We start from the raw sequence: 16,586 nt of genomic DNA on the forward strand, positions 1-16,586 counted from the left end.
CTTATGATTCTCAGAGTATTCTTCGCATCCATCCAAAAATCTTTTTGTGACTTACTTATTTTTTGTAGATATCCCTTAATTTTCTCCCTAGTCTTAGTAGGCACCACCTCCTGCCGGTTTGACGCCTACCCAACCTTACTCGCAAAAGATGGTGTTTTGGATGTCCAAACTGCAGACTTTTCAGGGGAAACGATAAACCTGACGGGAAATTGGGAATTTTATTGGAATGAGTTTTTGGACCCCACTATTGAGTTCCCCCAAAGTAAATCCTATCTCAAAGTGGGAGTTCCTTGGTTTTCCCAAGAAAATGAAGATGGAGAATTGTATCCAAGTTTTGGATATGCTACCTATCGCCTAACGGTCCTTTTGCCAGACAATGCCACCGAAAATGATCCGTTTGCTATTTCGGTTCCAGTTTTACACAGTGCATATCGAATTTATGTGAATGGTAAGTTGGTTGGTGAAAATGGAACCGTTGCGAAAACCGCAAACCTACACAGGCCTTCGTTTCATTCTAAAATCATTCCCCTAAATGGTGTTTCCAAAAAAATTAATTTAGTCATTCATATCTCCAACTTCTCACATAAATACGCCGGGATTCATGGAATCATTCGGTTAGGAAAACTTCAGAATATCATTCATATTTGGAATGTTAATTTTACAGTTTCTTGGATCATTATGATCTTTATGTTGTTTCTTTCCATATATCATGCGTTAGTTTATTTTATCAATCGTTCGGAAAGAAACGCAATGAGAATGGCGTTTGTATATTTGGGGATTTTAATTCTTTCTTCTACGTTGATTGAAACAAGAGTCATTTTTAATATTTTTTCAGATGATTATTGTATGTTGTTGTTTCGGTTCTCCCGGATCGGATTTGTTTTGGTTTTATATTTTGGTGGTTACATTGTTCTGAACATGGCCCAAATGCGTTTTTTTAAACGTATTTTGATTTTGTTGAAACTATATGCATTTAGTTTTTTAGCTGTGGTTCTCTTAACTCCGATTCCCTATCTTTCAAAAATTTCTTTTTATTTCGAATTTATGTCTGTAGTGTTTGTGTTTTTGGGATTATTTTCAGTATCACTCGCGTTATACTTTCATAGAAAAGAAAGTAGATTGTATTTTTTTAGTTTGTTATTGGCAATCATCGGTGGTCTTATCGATATTTTTTTAATCGCCAATCCAAATTTTGGATATAGACCATTGGGACTTGTTTCCCTATATCTGTTTATTTTTCCTCAAACTTTGGGTGTTACTTTGGGTCTTGTGCGTGTTTATAAACGATCGGAGTCTTTATCAAAGGAATTGTACAAAAGAAAAGAAGCTCTCGAAAAAAAAGTCAAAGCCCGTACATTGGAACTAGAAAAAGCAAATCGTTGGAAAGCAAACTTTGTTTCCTTGATTTCGCATGACTTACGTTCGCCGCTAAATAGTGTAAACCAAATTTTGGATGTTATTGATTTTAGTTTTAGTGAAACAACGGCAGAAGAAAAAAAGAAATTTTTGGAGATTTGTAAAACAGGTGTCACTCAATCTCTTCGTATGTTGGAACAATTACTGGATGTAAGTCGCTTTGATGCCTTTGGTACAAAACTCATCCAAACTCAATTTTCAGTGAATGATTTACTCAATGAAATCATCGAATCGGTGGAACCATTGGCCACTCTCAAAGGAATACGAATTCAAAAAGATACTCCCATCCAAGCGGAGATCATCGCTGACCGCACCTTGATTGGAGAAGTGTTTAAAAATATCCTTACCAATTCTATTAAGTATTCTTATCTAAATTCGGAAGTATGGGTGGGTGTATCCTATAAAGGGAAGTGGCTCTCTGTTGAAATTCGGGATCGCGGTCTTGGAATGAGTGAAGAACAAATTCATAAACTGACTGGTGAGGAAAATATAAAAAGTATGCCTGGAACCGCTGGTGAACGTGGCACCGGCCTTGGTTTACAATTGTGTACAAGTATATTAGAAGCACACTTTGGAAAACTTCGAATCAAATCCGTTCTTGGAGTTGGATCTGCTTTTGAAATTTCTTTATCAAAAAGCACAAAATCCGTATTACTTGTGGATGATTCAGGAAACTTTAGATCAGATTTAGCGGAAGTTATGCGAAGAAATCAGTGGATTGTAATCGAAGCAGGAAATGGAGAAGAGGCATTGTCTCATTTATCAAGGATCACTCCCTCTCTTATCATTACCGATTTACATATGCCAGGGATGAATGGAATTTCTTTGATCCACGAGTGGGAAGGTCGTCGTCACAAAAACCAAAAAATTCCTATCATCCTGATTAGTTCCGACGCTCCACTTTCTGGTGGTGATAAGTTTTTGGAAGACGAAGGACTAGAAACCATTGTTTCTGCATATTATTCCAAAATGTATAAGGCAGAGGATCTCTGCCAACAAATCGAATCGATTTTAGAGTAACACTCGTTCCATGTGATTTTTAATATGGAGACTATGGGCAACATCATATTCTTCTTTTGTGAGTTCTCCATAAGCAAAATGTGGTCGTAGCGATGACTCCTTTGTTTTGGAAAAATCATCGATGGCTTTGATGAGCCTTGTGATCCCTGCTTTTAGTTCAGTTGTATTTGTGATTTCATCTGCTCCAGGAATGGGTTCTTCTAAACCATGGCTCATTTTATTTTTAAAAGCAAATACTGAAAATGCAATTTTACCTATAGAACCTCTGAAGAGAGTTGATTTCATTTCTGGGTATCCACTTAGCGAATACTCAATGCTTTGAGCACAATGGGCAAAAACTTTTCCAGGACCCCAGTTCCCGGCTATTTGAATCCCTTTGGGATCGGATTGTAATCCAACAAGTAATACTCGAAGGTCTGCAAGGTCATCGGCTTCTAACCATGGAGATTCTTTTATTGGATTGGATTTGTCTTCATCCTGTTTGGATTCACTTTGTAAAGGGAATTGAAGTGCTGTGTATAACAAAGCAGATCGTTTGATAAACTCTTTTCGTTTCATTAGAATTTTCCTTTTAATGCGACTGGTTTTTCTGGTTTGGATCGGAGTTTCATATTTAAGAATTCAACAATCACTGAAAAACACATCGCAAAGTAAATGTATCCTTTCGGAATGTGTAATCCGAATCCTTCTCCAAGTAATGCCACACCAATCAGAATCAAAAAACTTAAGGCTAAAATTTTGATGGTTGGGTGTCTGTCTACGAAATCGGAAATACTTCCACTCGATAATAACATAAATCCTACAGATAAGATAACAGCAGAAACCATCACTCCCAATTGGTCAGTCATTCCCACGGCGGTAATGACTGAGTCCAAAGAAAATACAATGTCAAGGATCATGATTTGAATGATGATTTTAGTAAAAGAAACTCGTTTTGTCGATCCTTCACCTAACTCAGATTCTCCTTCTAGTTTGTGATGGATTTCTGTGGTTGACTTGGCAATGAGAAAGAGACCCCCAAAAATCAAAATGAGATCACGGCCACTGATGGATTGATTTAGAATCGTAAAGATGGGCGTTGTGAGTTTCATGATGAGGGAAAGAGAAAATAATAAAAGGATACGAGTGAACATGGCAAGTAAGAGACCAATTTGCCTTGCTGACTTTTGTTTGGTTTTTGGAAGTCGAGAAGAAAGGATGGAGATAAAGATGATATTGTCAATGCCTAGGACAATTTCCAAAGCAGTCAGTGTCAATAGTGCAAGCCATACCGAGGGATCGGAGAGAATTTCTATCATAACGTATCCCAAACTGATAAAATCAAAAAAGGAATCAATCTAAATCCATAGAACACTTTCCATAAAGAGACTATCTACGATAAAAAAACCAACCTTCACATTCTTCCACCAAACGAACACCTTTCCAAAGATCCAAATGTTCTTTGGTTTCTGTGATCCCCCAGGAAAATTCTCTAAAGGATTTTTGTCCTAGTCCCTTGTCCCAAGTCCTGTTAGAAACCCAAGGATAGTAAATTCCTTCTTTTGTAAATGGAACCAAAGTCCAATCTTTATTGGAAAAGGCATAAGAATACTTAATGGGCCAGTAAGTCGAAGCTCCTGGAACCTGGGGATCAAATTGGGAAAGACAATTCATTCGGTGGATACGTTTGGTTTCTCCCTGTTTTATATTTTGATTTAAGGTTGGATACCGATCATTGTAAAAGTAAACTATCCCTAAAAAAACAAAGAATACTGCCACGGAACGAAAGATGGGTATGAACCCAGTAATCCGGTAGATTAGGAAAAAAATACAAAATACTAAAAAGTAGAGATAACGAAAGTTTGGTTCTATTTGAAAGATAAATAACGCAACCACTGTCAAGATGGGCGAAAGAAATAAAACCAACTCTAAAAATAATTCTTTTCTCTTGATTCGAAATAAAGAAATCAAAATGTATATGGTAATTAAGACAAAATACAAATCAAACCATTCTGCAAATATCGGATGTTTGGTGATAGATTCCATCAGACCCGAAACCCAAGAACTTGGATCCTTTAAAATCAATACTTTTGCAGCTTGGATTCTGTCCATTGTTGGCAGTTCTTTGGAGGTGAAAATTCCAATCCCGCTGAAACGCAATCCTTGTTGCCAAACTTTACCTAAACCAAATCCAATAAGTACCAAACCGATGGGATAAATCGATTTTTTTTGCAAACGAACCAGAACATACGCTAATAAAAATGGGGCAATGTGAATGAAGAACCAATACTCGGATATCCAAATGAAAGATAAGATGATTAGGAATCGAAACGTTTGAACTTTATTTTTAGAATCCCAATGATTGATTTCATAAATGGTGTAAGCTGCAAAAATAAATACAACAGCGTGGAACCCCGGAAAATAAAACTGTCCAAGGCTATTGGGCAAAACACCGGCTAAGGCTAAAAATCCCAAAGAAAACAAATAAGAAATTTTATTGGGAACATCCAGAGCCCTTGCAAAAACATAAGGCATCACAAAATAAAAAAATCCAAATGCCCAATGAAACCAATAAACGGAATTTACGAATGGATAAATGAGAATTGAAAGAAGAATTTCTGGAAATAAATTGGAACAAGGAGGAAGGTTCCATCCAAGAACCGCTTTCCATTCACCTGTCCAAAAATCCTGAGAAAACAAATAAGGATATAGAATATCGCTATCGGTACCTTCTCCCAAATGGTTTTCATAAATGGCATCAAAAAATAAATGAAAGGTACCAAATAAAATCAATAGAATTAGGATCGGTTTTATATTTCTCCATTTCATCGGAATCTCTTAAGTCACCTAAACAAAATTAATCTAAACTCATTCCACAAACTATGCCAAACCGATCACGAAACCAAATCCACACTTAAATCTAAACAGATCATTAATCCAAATGGAAATTTCCATCTAATTCCAATGGATTGTAAAAACTGCTTAATAACTCGGACATTTCCTTTCAAAAGTTTTGAACCGTTCTGGAAAATCAAGTTCCACTAAGATTCGTTTGTCGGCGATAAAAGGATGAGGAAATTCCAAGCGTTTGGCAAAAAGTAAAAGTCCATATTGGGTATAGTCTTTTGCGGAACGAGAGTACAAAGTGTCCCCTACAACAGGACAACCCATCTTTGCCATATGGACACGGATTTGGTGGGTACGACCTGTTTCCAATCCCAGTTTCATCAAACTAAATTTTCGGCCGGTTTGTGTTTGCACAATTTTTTCTGTTTTGTAATGGGTGGTAGCCATACGTCCATCTTCACGCACACACATTTTCACTCGTTCGACCGGATGGCGACCAATAGGCAGGTTGATGGTTCCTTCTGCTTCCACAGGAGCTTGTAAAACCCAGGCATAGTATGTTTTATCCACGAGTCTATCTTGGAACATTTTTGAAAGCGCAGCGTGCGCCCTGTCTGTTTTCGCAATGATGAGAACCCCTTCCGTGGGTTTGTCCAATCGATGCACAATTCCTGGACGGCGTTCACCGCCTGTGGCTGATAGATTCTTAAATTGATGGAGGAGTCCATTTACAAGTGATGGTTGGTCATCCCCTGGACCGCTGTGGCAAGCAATCCCAGCTTTCTTATGGATAACCATAAATTCGTCCTCATCATAAAGAACAGGAATGTCCATGGCAATGGGCTCGAGTCTAGATGGTGGTCTTGCGATCACATCCACGACGTACTCTTCACCAAGAGTCACCTTATATCCGTTTTTAGTGGCCAATTGTTCTTTGGTTTTGTTTGTCACAAATCCAGAATCAATCCACTTTTGAACGGTAGAACGGCTGAGATCGTCTCCGGCATTGTCTTTTAGAAAGACATCCAGGCGACTTTGGTCATAATCTTCGGAAACGGTTACAAATATTTGCATTTTCGGTTGTTATCTAATGAAAAGAACTAAACTATGGAAACATTAAGGTAGGTCAACTGATGAAAAAAGGATTTTTTTTAAGCCTCATCCTCCTCGCAGGTCTTTCGCTTTCATTAACGAATTGTTCGTCTTCTGAAGAAAAAGAAACTCCCAAAGACACAACTTCCACTACGGGAACAACATCCACTGTATCTTCCAGAGATCTCAATGCAGCTCTTTTGGATGAAATCAATGTAGCACTCAAAGACTACCGTTATCCAGATGGTGTTCGTCGCAGAGGTTTTAGCTACAAACAAGCGGACATCCAAGCAGAAGATTTCAAAACTTGGGCAAAAGACAACGTTTCTTACATCAAAGACGCTCTTGCAAAACTTCCCGAAGGATACGCTTTAGAAGTAACTGGTCATGCGGATGCATCTGGTCCAGAAGAAGCAGAAGGTGCTAAAAAAGGAAACGGATACTATTCACAAATTCGTTCTGATGCTGTGAAAGATGCTCTTGTAAAACAAGGAATCCCTGCTGACAGAATCGTAACAAAAGCTTCTGGTTCTGCAAAACCAATCTCTGGTTTTGATGAAAAAGACGGAATCAACCGCCGAGTGACTTTCCAAGTCGTTTCTAAATAAGAAAGTAACCTTTCTCGATTAGAGATTTTTTTCTAAATCAAACCCACCTTTGGTGGGTTTTTTTATACCCATTCCATTTTTTATCAAAAGAAGTAATCTTCCCGTATCGACTTGGGCACCTCGTATTGGTTATGCGAATGAAAATTTCATTCTATCACGACCGCGCTATCCGCTCCAATCCTTCGGATTTCAGCTTCTATCGCCACTTCGATACACTCAGTGTAAATGGCGCAGGGGGTGAAAACTAACAAGAAAATGGTTATCTTTTTTGGAATTTTCTTATCGTATGGTTGTTAAAACAACTGTAAGATAATGCAAAACCAGTTTTATTCAAATACCACAGACAATGGAATTCCTACTTCTTTTTTGATTATGGCTCGGGAAAAGGCAGTGGCCATTCGCCAAAAAGTTAATGAAGAACTGATCAAACGTGGAGTGACCAGCCTATGAAGACCATCTTAGTCATATTACTATGTACATATACTTTTTTCGGTTGTTATGCGGATTCAAAAAATGGTTACACGTATGGAATTCCCAGTGACCAATTATCCACGTATCTATTTTTCTTTGTGGTTCCCAATTTGGACTTTAACCAATTCTGTCCACCAACCGAACAAATTCCAATTTTAGAACCTGGAACATACAATCGTTATATGGCAGCAGGAGATAGTTTTATTTTTGATAACCGAGCAAGGTTTACACAGACGGCACCTGCTGGAGAGACTAGAATTTTTACTTTTACAATTCAGGAAAGTCCAGGGCAGAATATCAAACTAACCTCACCCGCTTGTGGTGATAGTTCGTTTGAGGCACCTTCTAAAGGAGATTCCGGACTTTCTAGCCAATTAGAAACGATTTATATTGGTTTAAGGACACCCCCATTTCCAGCAAAAAGAACGTTTTTCTTTACTAAACTAACCTCAATTTCTGGATCTGGTAATATTTCAATTACGACACCAACGTCTGCTGATCCAGAAAATGCCCACTAATAGATAGGTCACAATCATTATGAAACAAAATAAAAAATTCAAAATCTACTTAGTTTTCTCAATCAGTTTTATTTTTACTACTCAAATCAACGCAGATAAAAATGCATTCAATTTCATCTTAAAAGATTCATACTTTAACTATAGAAATTTTGTGGAATATACTGATTGTAATACGCAATTTGATGATTCCCATCCAACATCCTTTGAGCTGAATAAAACTTTTTTAACCTTTTATGGAGATAGTTTAGGGCCTTTTTAGATGTACCTTTGTTTGTATATTTTGATTGAAATAAATTCTTTACGATAAAAAACTCTGTACCGGAAATTAAGGATCTATTATGCCAAACACCGCAGAAGAATACATCCAATCCTTACCTGAAGATCGAAAAGAAGCCTTCCTCAAACTTCGAAATACAGTCAAAAAAAATCTCCCCAAGGGTTTTGAGGAAACCATCCAATACAAGATGGTTGGTTATGTTGTGCCTAAAAAAACATATCCTGCAGGATACCATGTAACACCGGAACTAGCTCTTCCCTTTCTCCATATTGCTTCCCAAAAGAATGGACTTGCTCTCTATCATATGGGAATTTACGCAGATCTAAAATTACTCAAATGGTTCCAAACCGAATATCCTAAACATTGTAAAACCAAATTGGATATGGGAAAAAGTTGTATTCGTTTTAAAAACTTAGATGAGATTCCGTGGAAATTGATTGGGGAACTGGTGTCGAAGATGAGTCCCAAGGATTGGATTCAGATTTATGAAAAAAATCTGCCAAGTTCAAAACGAAACTAAGGGAAAGTTGTAAACTCGTTCTCGACATATAAAATGAAAAGATAAATCAAACAATGAATACTGTAACTTTTGCAATGAACTCGAATCATGTTTTTAATCTAAATGTTTTGGATTTTCATTAGGGAGGTTTTATCTATACCAGTTGGTTCTAAATCGATTCGGAATTCGTTTGTTATAAGGTAAGTTCTAAGGATTTCAGTTTTGACTTTTTGTAATATCATTTGATCCCTGTTGCCAAAAAAAGCGAAGCATCTTCCTTCATAAAAATATTTTTTCCATAATGAAATGTTTTTTTATTTATATTCTGAAACCCAACTTCAGAGAGTAAGGACTTAATTTCTAAATCGGTAAATCCGTTATGCACTTTAGGATGGTAAATCTTTTCATTTTTATCAAAATCAATAAGGATGATCTTTCCTTGGGGATTTAAAATTTCATAAAAAAACTTTAAAATCTTTTTTGTATCGGGGATATGCAATAGAACCAAAGAAACCAGTAAAATATCTGCTTTTTTTGTTTTTGAATTTTGCAGAAAATTGGAGTGGATTACTTCTGCATTCTGAATATTTGTTCTTTTGATTTTTTCTCGAACAATGTCTAACATTGGCTCCGAAGAATCAATGAATAACACTTTGCCGACTAAGGAAGTTAAAGTGAGGCCGACAAGACCCGTGCCACAACCATAATCAAATAAAGTTTTTGATTGGCTTTCTGCACATTCTGTTTGCACGGCACTCGCAATGATTTTTGCTAATTCTATTCTTTCGTTTGTATCATACTCTTTTGCTAGTTGGTCAAAAACATTTGGTTCCATAATGCTTAAGTTTAGACTGGCATTGGGTGTTAACTGCTTTCGTAGGTTCTTAACGTTTCCTTAAAAACTCACCATCATTCCCAAATAAATTCCTCGTAAATTATCAAAGTTTTCTGATTTTTTAGGAAAATTCATTTCCCAACCACCAGAGATGGAAGGATTTTGCGAACCTAAATTGTCTGTGCTCCGACTGAATTGAATTTCATTGTAATGCAAATAAGAAAACTTAGATACGATCATATTATAACCCACAAAGAATTTCATATTAGGATGAAACGAATAGGTAAGAGATCCATCCCATTCATAACCGCGAAAGATTCCTTCTGTACCGGCAGTGGATAGGGAATATTGGAACCGGTCCTCCATTAAGTTGGGTTGTTTGAAAAACCGAGTGCCTTGTGTGTAAAATAAATCCATTGTTAGGTGGAATGCCAAATCATAGGGCAACTGGTAAACGGTTTGTACTGAGACTTGTGGGCCGTAGGTAAAAAAGTATTCCTTAAAGGTTCCTTGTCCTAAATAATTTCCATATAAGTATCGGTTAATATTACGAACCCCACCTCCTAAATACAATTTCCAATCCTTAGTCGGTACAAAAGTTTTATAAAGATTCAGTTCAAATTCCGACCTTGCCATTGGCGAAAGATAAAACCGAGATACGTTTCCTCCTTCGATTGACTGCTGGTAAAGTAAGGTGTTTGCATTTACAATTTCAATTTCAAAATAAGAAAGATCCACTTTGAATCCCTTTTCTATGTTTTCATAACTGAAGACAAAGGGAATGAGAACCTTTCCATTTTCTTTCAAAGCGGAGCTGGACCGAGTGGGGACAATGGATTCATTTTTATCAGTGAGGGAGCTGTATTCGTAAGGAAGGTACTGGTAAGTCTGTCTTTTTAAGAGCAAACTCCATTCTGATTTTTTAATTTTTCCTTCGGACAAAGGGACTTCCGTTTCCCGGCCTTCTGCAAAAATCATTGAAGAGACAGAAACAAGAAATAGATAAAATAGGTTCTGTTTCATTTTTCCTTGTTATAGACTGGATTTGGAAAATGGAAACGATTTTTTCCCTACCAGTTTTCCTCTTTCGTCTCAGTGTTTCTAACAGTCTCGGCAAAAATTCATTTACGAAACGAGGAATCCCGCGAAATTAGAAGTTATAAATAGAGGTTCCCATGCCAGATTTTTTTTACGCCGATCCATTCCCTTTAAAAGAAGACACCACCGAATACAAATTATTAACAAAAGATTTTGTAAGCACTGTCCCCTTTGGTGATAAAGAAATTCTGAAAGTGGAACCAGATGGGCTTACCTTCCTTGCGGAAAAAGCAATGGAAGATGTCTCTTTTTATCTAAGAACAAAACACCTGGAAAAAGTTCGTAAAATTTTGGATGATCCGGAAGCAACGCCAAACGATCGTTTTGTGGCAATGGCACTCCTTAAAAATGCGGTCATTGCTGCTGACAAACAGCTTCCCTCCTGCCAAGATACAGGAACCGGGATTGTCATGGCAAAAAAAGGGGAATATGTGATCACCGGTGGTGATGACGCAGAAGCTCTTTCTCGTGGAATTTATAATACCTATGTCAATCGAAACTTACGTTACTCACAAGTGGTTCCTCTTACAATGTATGACGAAGTCAATTCTGGATCCAATTTGCCAGCTCAGATCGATATTTATTCGACACCTGGTGATAAATACAGTTTCCTATTTTTGGCAAAAGGTGGTGGGTCTGCGAACAAAACTTACCTGTTCCAAGAAACTAAGGCTTTACTCAATCCAACCTCACTCGAAAAATTCATCACAGAAAAAGTATCCAACTTAGGTACAGCGGCCTGTCCTCCTTACCACATCGCAGTGGTGATTGGGGGAACATCAGCAGAAGCCAACTTAAAGACCGTAAAACTAGCGTCAGCTGGTTATTTGGATCATTTGCCGACCAAAGGAGACAAATTTGGTTCTGCTTTCCGAGATGTAGAACTCGAAGAAAAAATGTTACTGGCAGCTCAAAAATCAGGAATTGGGGCTCAGTTTGGTGGAAAGTATTTAGCACATGATTTTAAAGTCATTCGCCTTCCTCGCCATGGAGCCTCTTGCCCTGTTGGACTTGGTGTGAGTTGCAGTGCGGATCGTAATATCAAAGCAAAAATTACAAAAGACGGAATTTATTTAGAAAAACTAGAATATGATCCTTCTAAGTTTTTGCCTACAATCGATGAAGTGGATGCAAGTACAGAATCTGTACATATCAATCTTAACCAACCAATGCCTGAAATTCTAAAGGTTCTTACCAAATATCCTGTTAAAACACGTGTTATGTTGTCTGGTCGCCTCGTTGTGGCTCGTGACATTGCCCACGCTAAGTTAAAGGAAAAATTAGATAAGGGCGAACCACTTCCTGAATATTTCAAAAACCATCCAGTGTATTATGCGGGCCCTGCCAAAACTCCAGAAGGTATGCCATCAGGATCATTTGGCCCCACTACTGCCGGTCGTATGGATAGTTACGTTCCTCTTTTCCAAGAGAAAGGTTATTCGATGATCTCACTTGCCAAAGGGAACCGTTCCAAAGTGGTTACCGATAGTTGCAAAAAGAACGGCGGGTTTTATCTCGGATCTATAGGAGGTCCGGCGGCCCTTCTTGCAAAAGAAAATATCAAAAAAGTAGAAGTCCTCGACTTTCCAGAGTTAGGTATGGAAGCGGTTTGGTCCATTGATGTGGAAAACTTTCCAGCCTTCATCGTAGTGGATGACAAAGGAAATGATTTTTTCCAAATGTTGAATTAAATTTAGATTTAAATTCGTAGTTTTTCGTTGGATCAAAATTTTGAAAAACCGTACTAAAAGTACGGTAAAAAACAAAATTTTGGAACTCATACAAGGTAAGGCAAGTTGCGATGTGTAAAACAATTAAACAGAAAGTGAAATTTAAAGCCTCACCAATGACGATATACCAATGCATCGCTGACTCAAAGAAAGTCACTACACTCACTGGGGAAACGGCCACGATCAGCAAACATATCGGTGGTACGTTTTCCACTATGTCTGGAAAAGTTTCCGGAATCATCGTCGATCTTGCTCCTTCGAAACGAATTGTGCAAGCATGGAGAAGATCCGATTTTCCCGAAGGAATTTTTTCAATGGCTACGTTTACATTGAAAGAAACTTCAGAAGGTGGAACAGAAGTTGTACTGACACACCGTGGTGTACCGAAGGAACTGATCCCTGATGTGGAAGAAAGTTGGCGCCAAAATTATTGGGATAAAATTCGGACTACTGTGAAAACACAATCTAAATGAGATTACAAAAAGAAAACCAGATCTACTCAATGCAGTTTGTATTTTAGAATAGAAGTTGATTTCAAATCATATCCTCCGGTTTTACCCAATGATCAAATTGTTCTGCAGTTATAATACCTAATTTGATCCCAGCATCTTTCAGTGTGATATTTTCCTTATGGGCAAGTTTTGCAATTTTGGCTGCATTGTCATACCCAATGTGCGGGTTCAGTGCTGTCACTAACATCAGTGACCGGTTTAAGTTCTGATGGATGGTGTCTAGGTTTGGTTCAATGCCTCGTGCGCAATGTTCCTCAAATGACACAGTTGCATCAGCTAACAGTCGTATGGAATTGAGCACATTAAAAATAATGACTGGTTTGAATACATTCAATTCAAAATTTCCTGATGCACCACCCACATTCACAGCCACATCATTCCCAAACACCTGAGCTGCCACCATAGTCATGGCTTCGGATTGTGTGGGATTGACTTTTCCTGGCATAATCGAAGAGCCAGGTTCGTTTTCGGGAATAGAGATTTCTCCAATCCCGGAGCGTGGGCCAGAGGCTAACAAGCGAATGTCGTTTGCAATTTTCATCAGAGAAGCGGCGATGGTTTTCAAAACTCCACTGACTTCGACTAATGAATCATGGGCGGCAAGTGCCTCAAACTTGTTCTCTGCACTGATAAAGGGAAGCCCTGTTTCTAATGCAATCGCCGCCGCCGCTTCCACTGCAAACTTTGGATGCGTATTGAGTCCTGTTCCTACGGCCGTTCCCCCGAGTGCCAATCGATATACAGAAGGTAACACTCGTTTGACTCTATCTATCGAATAAGAAAGCTGCTGTACGTAACCAGAAAATTCCTGACCTAAAGTAAGAGGAGTGGCATCTTGCAAATGAGTTCTTCCAATTTTTATGATGCTCGCAAATTCTTTTGATTTTTTCTCCAAAGTGTCATGAAGTGTTTGTAAGGCAGGAATGAGTTTGTGAACGAGTTGTTCGGCACAAGCAATGTGCATGGCTGTGGGAAAGGTATCGTTTGAACTTTGGGCTTTATTGACATCATCATTCGGATGGATGGGTGTTTTCGAACCTAGAACCCCACCTGCCATTTCGATGGCACGGTTGGATATGACTTCGTTCACATTCATATTGGTTTGTGTTCCCGATCCCGTTTGCCAAACCACAAGAGGGAAGTGGTCGTCCAATTTACCTTCTATGACTTCTTCGGCCGCATTTACGATGAGTTCTGTTTTTTCTGTGGATAAGATTCCCAGGTTTTGATTGGTGAGAGCTGCGCACTTTTTTAATATCCCGAATGCTCGAATCATTTCTCTGGGAAATCTATCAGTACCTATATGAAAGTGGTGGAGGGAACGCTCCGTTTGGGCACCCCAGTAACGAGTGTTTTCTACTTCAATTTCACCCATAGAGTCGGTTTCGATTCTTGTTTTCATATACCCTCGCGAATCAATAGAGATTCATTGTATTCTTTATGTAGACAGAGTTTGTTTGGAGAATCGAAAAAGAAAATGGTAGGGATGAAAAAATGACACACTCCTACATTAGAATCTGCAGGAGTGTTTTGTTTTAGAAAATTAAAACGGTTGGTAAAATGCGAGGTAAGCTGCGAATAAACCCAATATCGGGAATACAAACCAAAGGATTTTGGCAAATTTTTCTTTTTTAGATGCCATCGCTAAAAGTCCACCAAACGCAAGCCAGATGACAATTTTCAAAATCACCCAAACTGGGAGTGCCGAATGAGAAATTCCTCGGAACTTCATGAGGCCAAAGCCAGCAACGATTAAAAGCAAAAGTCCAACACCATGAAAGATGGCTGCCGCTGCTTTGAATTTGTTTTCCGATTTTTTTCCCCCATTGATGGTATAGAGGGTAATTCCGCCGAGGGATAAAAATAAAAGATACATTCCGAAAATATGGATGAGTTTATACGCTTCGTATGACACAAAAGTCTCCTTGTTCCTGCTCTATTCTTTCAGATAGAATCATTCTAGGCTAGATTTTTCTCTTTCCCTACTAGGAAAAAGAACCAAGATTTGGAAAATGGAATCTAAGAATTCAGAAGATTTGAGAATAGATCTCACTTCCATCAAACCATCGAAAACATTACTCGCCTTACGAGGAATTCCCGGTTCAGGAAAAACAAGTTTAGCAAAAGCCATTTCTATTACCAATGGTGCACCTATCTTTTCGATTGATTCCTATTTTGAAGATGAAGCTGGTAATTATATTTTCGATTATCAAAAAAATCACTTAGCTTACAAAGATTGTGAAGCGAAAACAAAACATGCCCTCGAACAGGGAATTCCTTTTGTTATCGTGGACAATACATTTACTTTAGATTGGGAACTGGAACCTTACGTCCGTTTAGCGAAAGAATGTGAATATAAACTTTTTGTTGTGACTGTGGAAAATCGACATGGCGGAAACAATGTACATCAGATTCCGGAAGAACAAATCGAGAAGATGAAGGGGAAATACCAGGTGGTTTTGTAAGGAGGGATTGGGCTTGTAATGAAGGAAAAGGGAAATATGTTTAAAGAAAGATAGGACGCAGCATTTCAATTTTTTCCTAAAAACAAAAAAGGCAAAAAAAAAACGCCGCGTAACCTTAAGTTAAGCGACGGTCTTTTAACAAACTTGGATTATCTCCAGTTGTTTGTTTTAGGTTTTGCGATGTTTACTTTCATCTCACGGTTAAGAATGTTCTTTCCGTTAAGTTCTTTGATTGCGTTATCAGCTTCTTTTCCATCTTTCATTTCGATGAATCCGAAACCTTTAGAACGGCCAGAATACTGGTCAGTGATGATTTTTGCAGAAGTTACTGCTCCGTGTGCTCCGAAAAGTTCACTGAGTTTACCTTCAGTCATATCGTAAGAGAGGTTGCCAACGTAAATGTTTACTGACATAGTTTTTGTCCTGTTTGTTAAAGTTGACTCGGGAATTCTAGATTTACAATCGTCGGAACCCTAAAAGGGATTTTGGGTAAGAACTCCAGAAAAATGCAGGGAAAAACTTGGGAAAGCTACCAGCGTGCAAGCTTGAAAGGACTACTTCGGCGGTGAAAATCAACAATACTCTGAATCTTCTGTCAGTCTAATTACCCTTTCTAAAAAAAGCAATCTGAAAGAAGACTCAGAGAGAAAATTACGAAAAAAGAGATTTCTAGTGGTGGTGGTGTCCGCCTGGGCCATGTACGTGACCGTGTTGTAATTCTTCTTCCGTGGCTTCGCGAATGGATTTGATGGTGACTGCAAAGTGGAGTGTTTCTCCAGCTAACGGGTGATTGCCGTTCAGAATGACATCTGCATCACGAACTTCTTGTAAGTATAGAACCATTCTACCTTCGGGAGTGTCCGTTTGGAATTCCATTCCTACTTCTAACTCGGCTTCTGGAGGTAGTTCCGTTTTGGGAACTTGAAAAATCAGAGCTTCGTTATATGTCCCATAACCATCTTCAGGTGGTACAGTTACATTTTTAGAATCTCCGTTTACTAATCCTTCTAGTTCTTTTTCCAAACCGGGAATGATGTTTTGCCAGCCGTGGAGGTATAATAGTGGTTCGTCTGATTGGTCCAGAGTTTCTCCCTGGGCGTTCTTTAGGTGATAGGAAAATCCTACAACCATTCCTTTGCTGATGGTTTTTGACATATTCATTACATTGTACCAATGGAAAAAAATACTGCAACCGAATAAAAGGTTGGTACCAAATTGT

General features: G+C 38.3%; 19 protein-coding genes. 9 read left to right on the top strand and 10 right to left on the bottom strand.

Translation table 11 applies throughout. The annotated features are described in order from the left end of the window. The first annotated feature begins 3 nt into the window (after positions 1-3). Positions 4-2,436 (top strand): hybrid sensor histidine kinase/response regulator, encoded by a 2,433-nt coding sequence (locus tag CH364_RS11030; RefSeq protein WP_165779508.1) that lies wholly within the window; start codon positions 4-6, stop codon positions 2,434-2,436. Here CH364_RS11030 and CH364_RS11035 read toward each other — a convergent pair. From CH364_RS11035 to CH364_RS11050, 4 genes are all read right to left on the bottom strand, one after another. Next, positions 2,428-2,994, bottom strand: a complete 567-nt coding sequence (locus CH364_RS11035) for a DUF1569 domain-containing protein (RefSeq protein WP_100743948.1) — start codon at positions 2,992-2,994, stop codon at positions 2,428-2,430. The genes CH364_RS11030 and CH364_RS11035 overlap by 9 nt on opposite strands. After that, the gene (locus tag CH364_RS11040; RefSeq protein ID WP_207762287.1) at positions 2,994-3,731 is read right to left on the bottom strand and encodes a TerC family protein; all 738 of its coding nucleotides are present in this window, start codon (positions 3,729-3,731) and stop codon (positions 2,994-2,996) included. Before CH364_RS11040 ends, CH364_RS11035 begins: the two co-directional genes overlap by 1 nt. Positions 3,732-3,804: 73 nt before the next feature. Continuing rightward, the gene (locus tag CH364_RS11045; RefSeq protein WP_100743950.1) at positions 3,805-5,244 is read right to left on the bottom strand and encodes a hypothetical protein; all 1,440 of its coding nucleotides are present in this window, start codon (positions 5,242-5,244) and stop codon (positions 3,805-3,807) included. Between the two features lie 153 nt (positions 5,245-5,397). Next, the gene (locus CH364_RS11050; RefSeq protein WP_100743951.1) at positions 5,398-6,336 is read right to left on the bottom strand and encodes an RluA family pseudouridine synthase; all 939 of its coding nucleotides are present in this window, start codon (positions 6,334-6,336) and stop codon (positions 5,398-5,400) included. A 56-nt stretch (positions 6,337-6,392) separates the two neighbouring features. On the opposite strand from CH364_RS11050, the gene loa22 reads away from it, so the two are divergent. From loa22 to CH364_RS11070, 5 genes are all read left to right on the top strand, one after another. Then, a complete protein-coding gene (gene loa22, locus CH364_RS11055; protein WP_207762288.1) occupies positions 6,393-6,962 on the top strand; it encodes an OmpA family outer membrane lipoprotein Loa22 in 570 nt (189 codons plus the stop codon). 312 nt (positions 6,963-7,274) lie between these two features. After that, entirely contained in the window at positions 7,275-7,412 is a 138-nt protein-coding gene (locus CH364_RS18745) for a hypothetical protein (protein WP_207762301.1), read from the top strand. Continuing rightward, entirely contained in the window at positions 7,409-7,951 is a 543-nt protein-coding gene (locus tag CH364_RS11060; RefSeq protein WP_207762263.1) for an LIC_10705 family lipoprotein, read from the top strand. Before CH364_RS18745 ends, CH364_RS11060 begins: the two co-directional genes overlap by 4 nt. Positions 7,952-7,970: 19 nt before the next feature. Further along, entirely contained in the window at positions 7,971-8,210 is a 240-nt protein-coding gene (locus tag CH364_RS11065; protein WP_100743953.1) for a hypothetical protein, read from the top strand. A gap of 79 nt (positions 8,211-8,289) precedes the next feature. Next, the gene (locus CH364_RS11070) at positions 8,290-8,748 is read left to right on the top strand and encodes a DUF1801 domain-containing protein (RefSeq protein ID WP_100743954.1); all 459 of its coding nucleotides are present in this window, start codon (positions 8,290-8,292) and stop codon (positions 8,746-8,748) included. Between the two features lie 217 nt (positions 8,749-8,965). On the opposite strand, the gene CH364_RS11075 is transcribed toward CH364_RS11070, so the two are convergent. Then, positions 8,966-9,562 (bottom strand): class I SAM-dependent methyltransferase, encoded by a 597-nt coding sequence (locus CH364_RS11075; RefSeq protein ID WP_100743955.1) that lies wholly within the window; start codon positions 9,560-9,562, stop codon positions 8,966-8,968. A gap of 60 nt (positions 9,563-9,622) precedes the next feature. Then, positions 9,623-10,585, bottom strand: a complete 963-nt coding sequence (locus CH364_RS11080; RefSeq protein WP_100743956.1) for an LA_2444/LA_4059 family outer membrane protein — start codon at positions 10,583-10,585, stop codon at positions 9,623-9,625. Between the two features lie 152 nt (positions 10,586-10,737). Between CH364_RS11080 and CH364_RS11085 the strand changes: the two genes are divergently transcribed. Beyond that, positions 10,738-12,351 (top strand): fumarate hydratase, encoded by a 1,614-nt coding sequence (locus CH364_RS11085; RefSeq protein WP_100743957.1) that lies wholly within the window; start codon positions 10,738-10,740, stop codon positions 12,349-12,351. Positions 12,352-12,506: 155 nt separating this feature from the next. Next, entirely contained in the window at positions 12,507-12,863 is a 357-nt protein-coding gene (locus CH364_RS11090; RefSeq protein WP_243401352.1) for an SRPBCC domain-containing protein, read from the top strand. A 61-nt stretch (positions 12,864-12,924) separates the two neighbouring features. On the opposite strand, the gene fumC is transcribed toward CH364_RS11090, so the two are convergent. Together fumC and CH364_RS11100 are read right to left on the bottom strand one after the other, a co-directional pair. Next, positions 12,925-14,304: a class II fumarate hydratase gene (gene fumC, locus CH364_RS11095; RefSeq protein ID WP_100743959.1), complete on the bottom strand. Its 1,380-nt coding sequence runs from the start codon at positions 14,302-14,304 to the stop codon at positions 12,925-12,927. A gap of 141 nt (positions 14,305-14,445) precedes the next feature. Next, positions 14,446-14,817: a hypothetical protein gene (locus tag CH364_RS11100; protein ID WP_100743960.1), complete on the bottom strand. Its 372-nt coding sequence runs from the start codon at positions 14,815-14,817 to the stop codon at positions 14,446-14,448. 142 nt (positions 14,818-14,959) lie between these two features. On the opposite strand from CH364_RS11100, the gene CH364_RS11105 reads away from it, so the two are divergent. Beyond that, the gene (locus CH364_RS11105) at positions 14,960-15,367 is read left to right on the top strand and encodes a P-loop nucleotide/nucleoside kinase family protein (RefSeq protein WP_207762289.1); all 408 of its coding nucleotides are present in this window, start codon (positions 14,960-14,962) and stop codon (positions 15,365-15,367) included. Positions 15,368-15,516: 149 nt separating this feature from the next. Here the strand turns inward: CH364_RS11105 and CH364_RS11110 are convergent, their stop codons facing one another. Together CH364_RS11110 and CH364_RS11115 are read right to left on the bottom strand one after the other, a co-directional pair. Further along, entirely contained in the window at positions 15,517-15,780 is a 264-nt protein-coding gene (locus CH364_RS11110) for an RNA recognition motif domain-containing protein (protein ID WP_035983131.1), read from the bottom strand. A gap of 256 nt (positions 15,781-16,036) precedes the next feature. After that, on the bottom strand, positions 16,037-16,528 hold the full coding sequence (locus CH364_RS11115; protein ID WP_004785810.1) for an FKBP-type peptidyl-prolyl cis-trans isomerase: 492 nt from the start codon (positions 16,526-16,528) through the stop codon (positions 16,037-16,039). Between the last annotated feature and the right edge of the window lie 58 nt (positions 16,529-16,586).

The sequence above is a fragment of the Leptospira harrisiae genome, assembly GCF_002811945.1.
Classification (GTDB): Bacteria; Spirochaetota; Leptospiria; order Leptospirales; family Leptospiraceae; genus Leptospira_A; species Leptospira_A harrisiae.

Coding starts and splice junctions, on each gene's coding strand:
- CH364_RS11030 (WP_165779508.1), top strand. CDS start 4: ATGATTCTCAGAGTATTCTTCGCATCCATCCAAAAATCTTTTTGTGAC.
- CH364_RS11035 (WP_100743948.1), bottom strand. CDS start 2,994: ATGAAACGAAAAGAGTTTATCAAACGATCTGCTTTGTTATACACAGCA.
- CH364_RS11045 (WP_100743950.1), bottom strand. CDS start 5,244: ATGAAATGGAGAAATATAAAACCGATCCTAATTCTATTGATTTTATTT.
- CH364_RS11050 (WP_100743951.1), bottom strand. CDS start 6,336: ATGCAAATATTTGTAACCGTTTCCGAAGATTATGACCAAAGTCGCCTG.
- CH364_RS18745 (WP_207762301.1), top strand. CDS start 7,275: ATGCAAAACCAGTTTTATTCAAATACCACAGACAATGGAATTCCTACT.
- CH364_RS11060 (WP_207762263.1), top strand. CDS start 7,409: ATGAAGACCATCTTAGTCATATTACTATGTACATATACTTTTTTCGGT.
- CH364_RS11065 (WP_100743953.1), top strand. CDS start 7,971: ATGAAACAAAATAAAAAATTCAAAATCTACTTAGTTTTCTCAATCAGT.
- CH364_RS11070 (WP_100743954.1), top strand. CDS start 8,290: ATGCCAAACACCGCAGAAGAATACATCCAATCCTTACCTGAAGATCGA.
- CH364_RS11075 (WP_100743955.1), bottom strand. CDS start 9,562: ATGGAACCAAATGTTTTTGACCAACTAGCAAAAGAGTATGATACAAAC.
- CH364_RS11080 (WP_100743956.1), bottom strand. CDS start 10,585: ATGAAACAGAACCTATTTTATCTATTTCTTGTTTCTGTCTCTTCAATG.
- CH364_RS11085 (WP_100743957.1), top strand. CDS start 10,738: ATGCCAGATTTTTTTTACGCCGATCCATTCCCTTTAAAAGAAGACACC.
- CH364_RS11090 (WP_243401352.1), top strand. CDS start 12,507: ATGACGATATACCAATGCATCGCTGACTCAAAGAAAGTCACTACACTC.
- fumC (WP_100743959.1), bottom strand. CDS start 14,304: ATGAAAACAAGAATCGAAACCGACTCTATGGGTGAAATTGAAGTAGAA.
- CH364_RS11110 (WP_035983131.1), bottom strand. CDS start 15,780: ATGTCAGTAAACATTTACGTTGGCAACCTCTCTTACGATATGACTGAA.
- CH364_RS11115 (WP_004785810.1), bottom strand. CDS start 16,528: ATGAATATGTCAAAAACCATCAGCAAAGGAATGGTTGTAGGATTTTCC.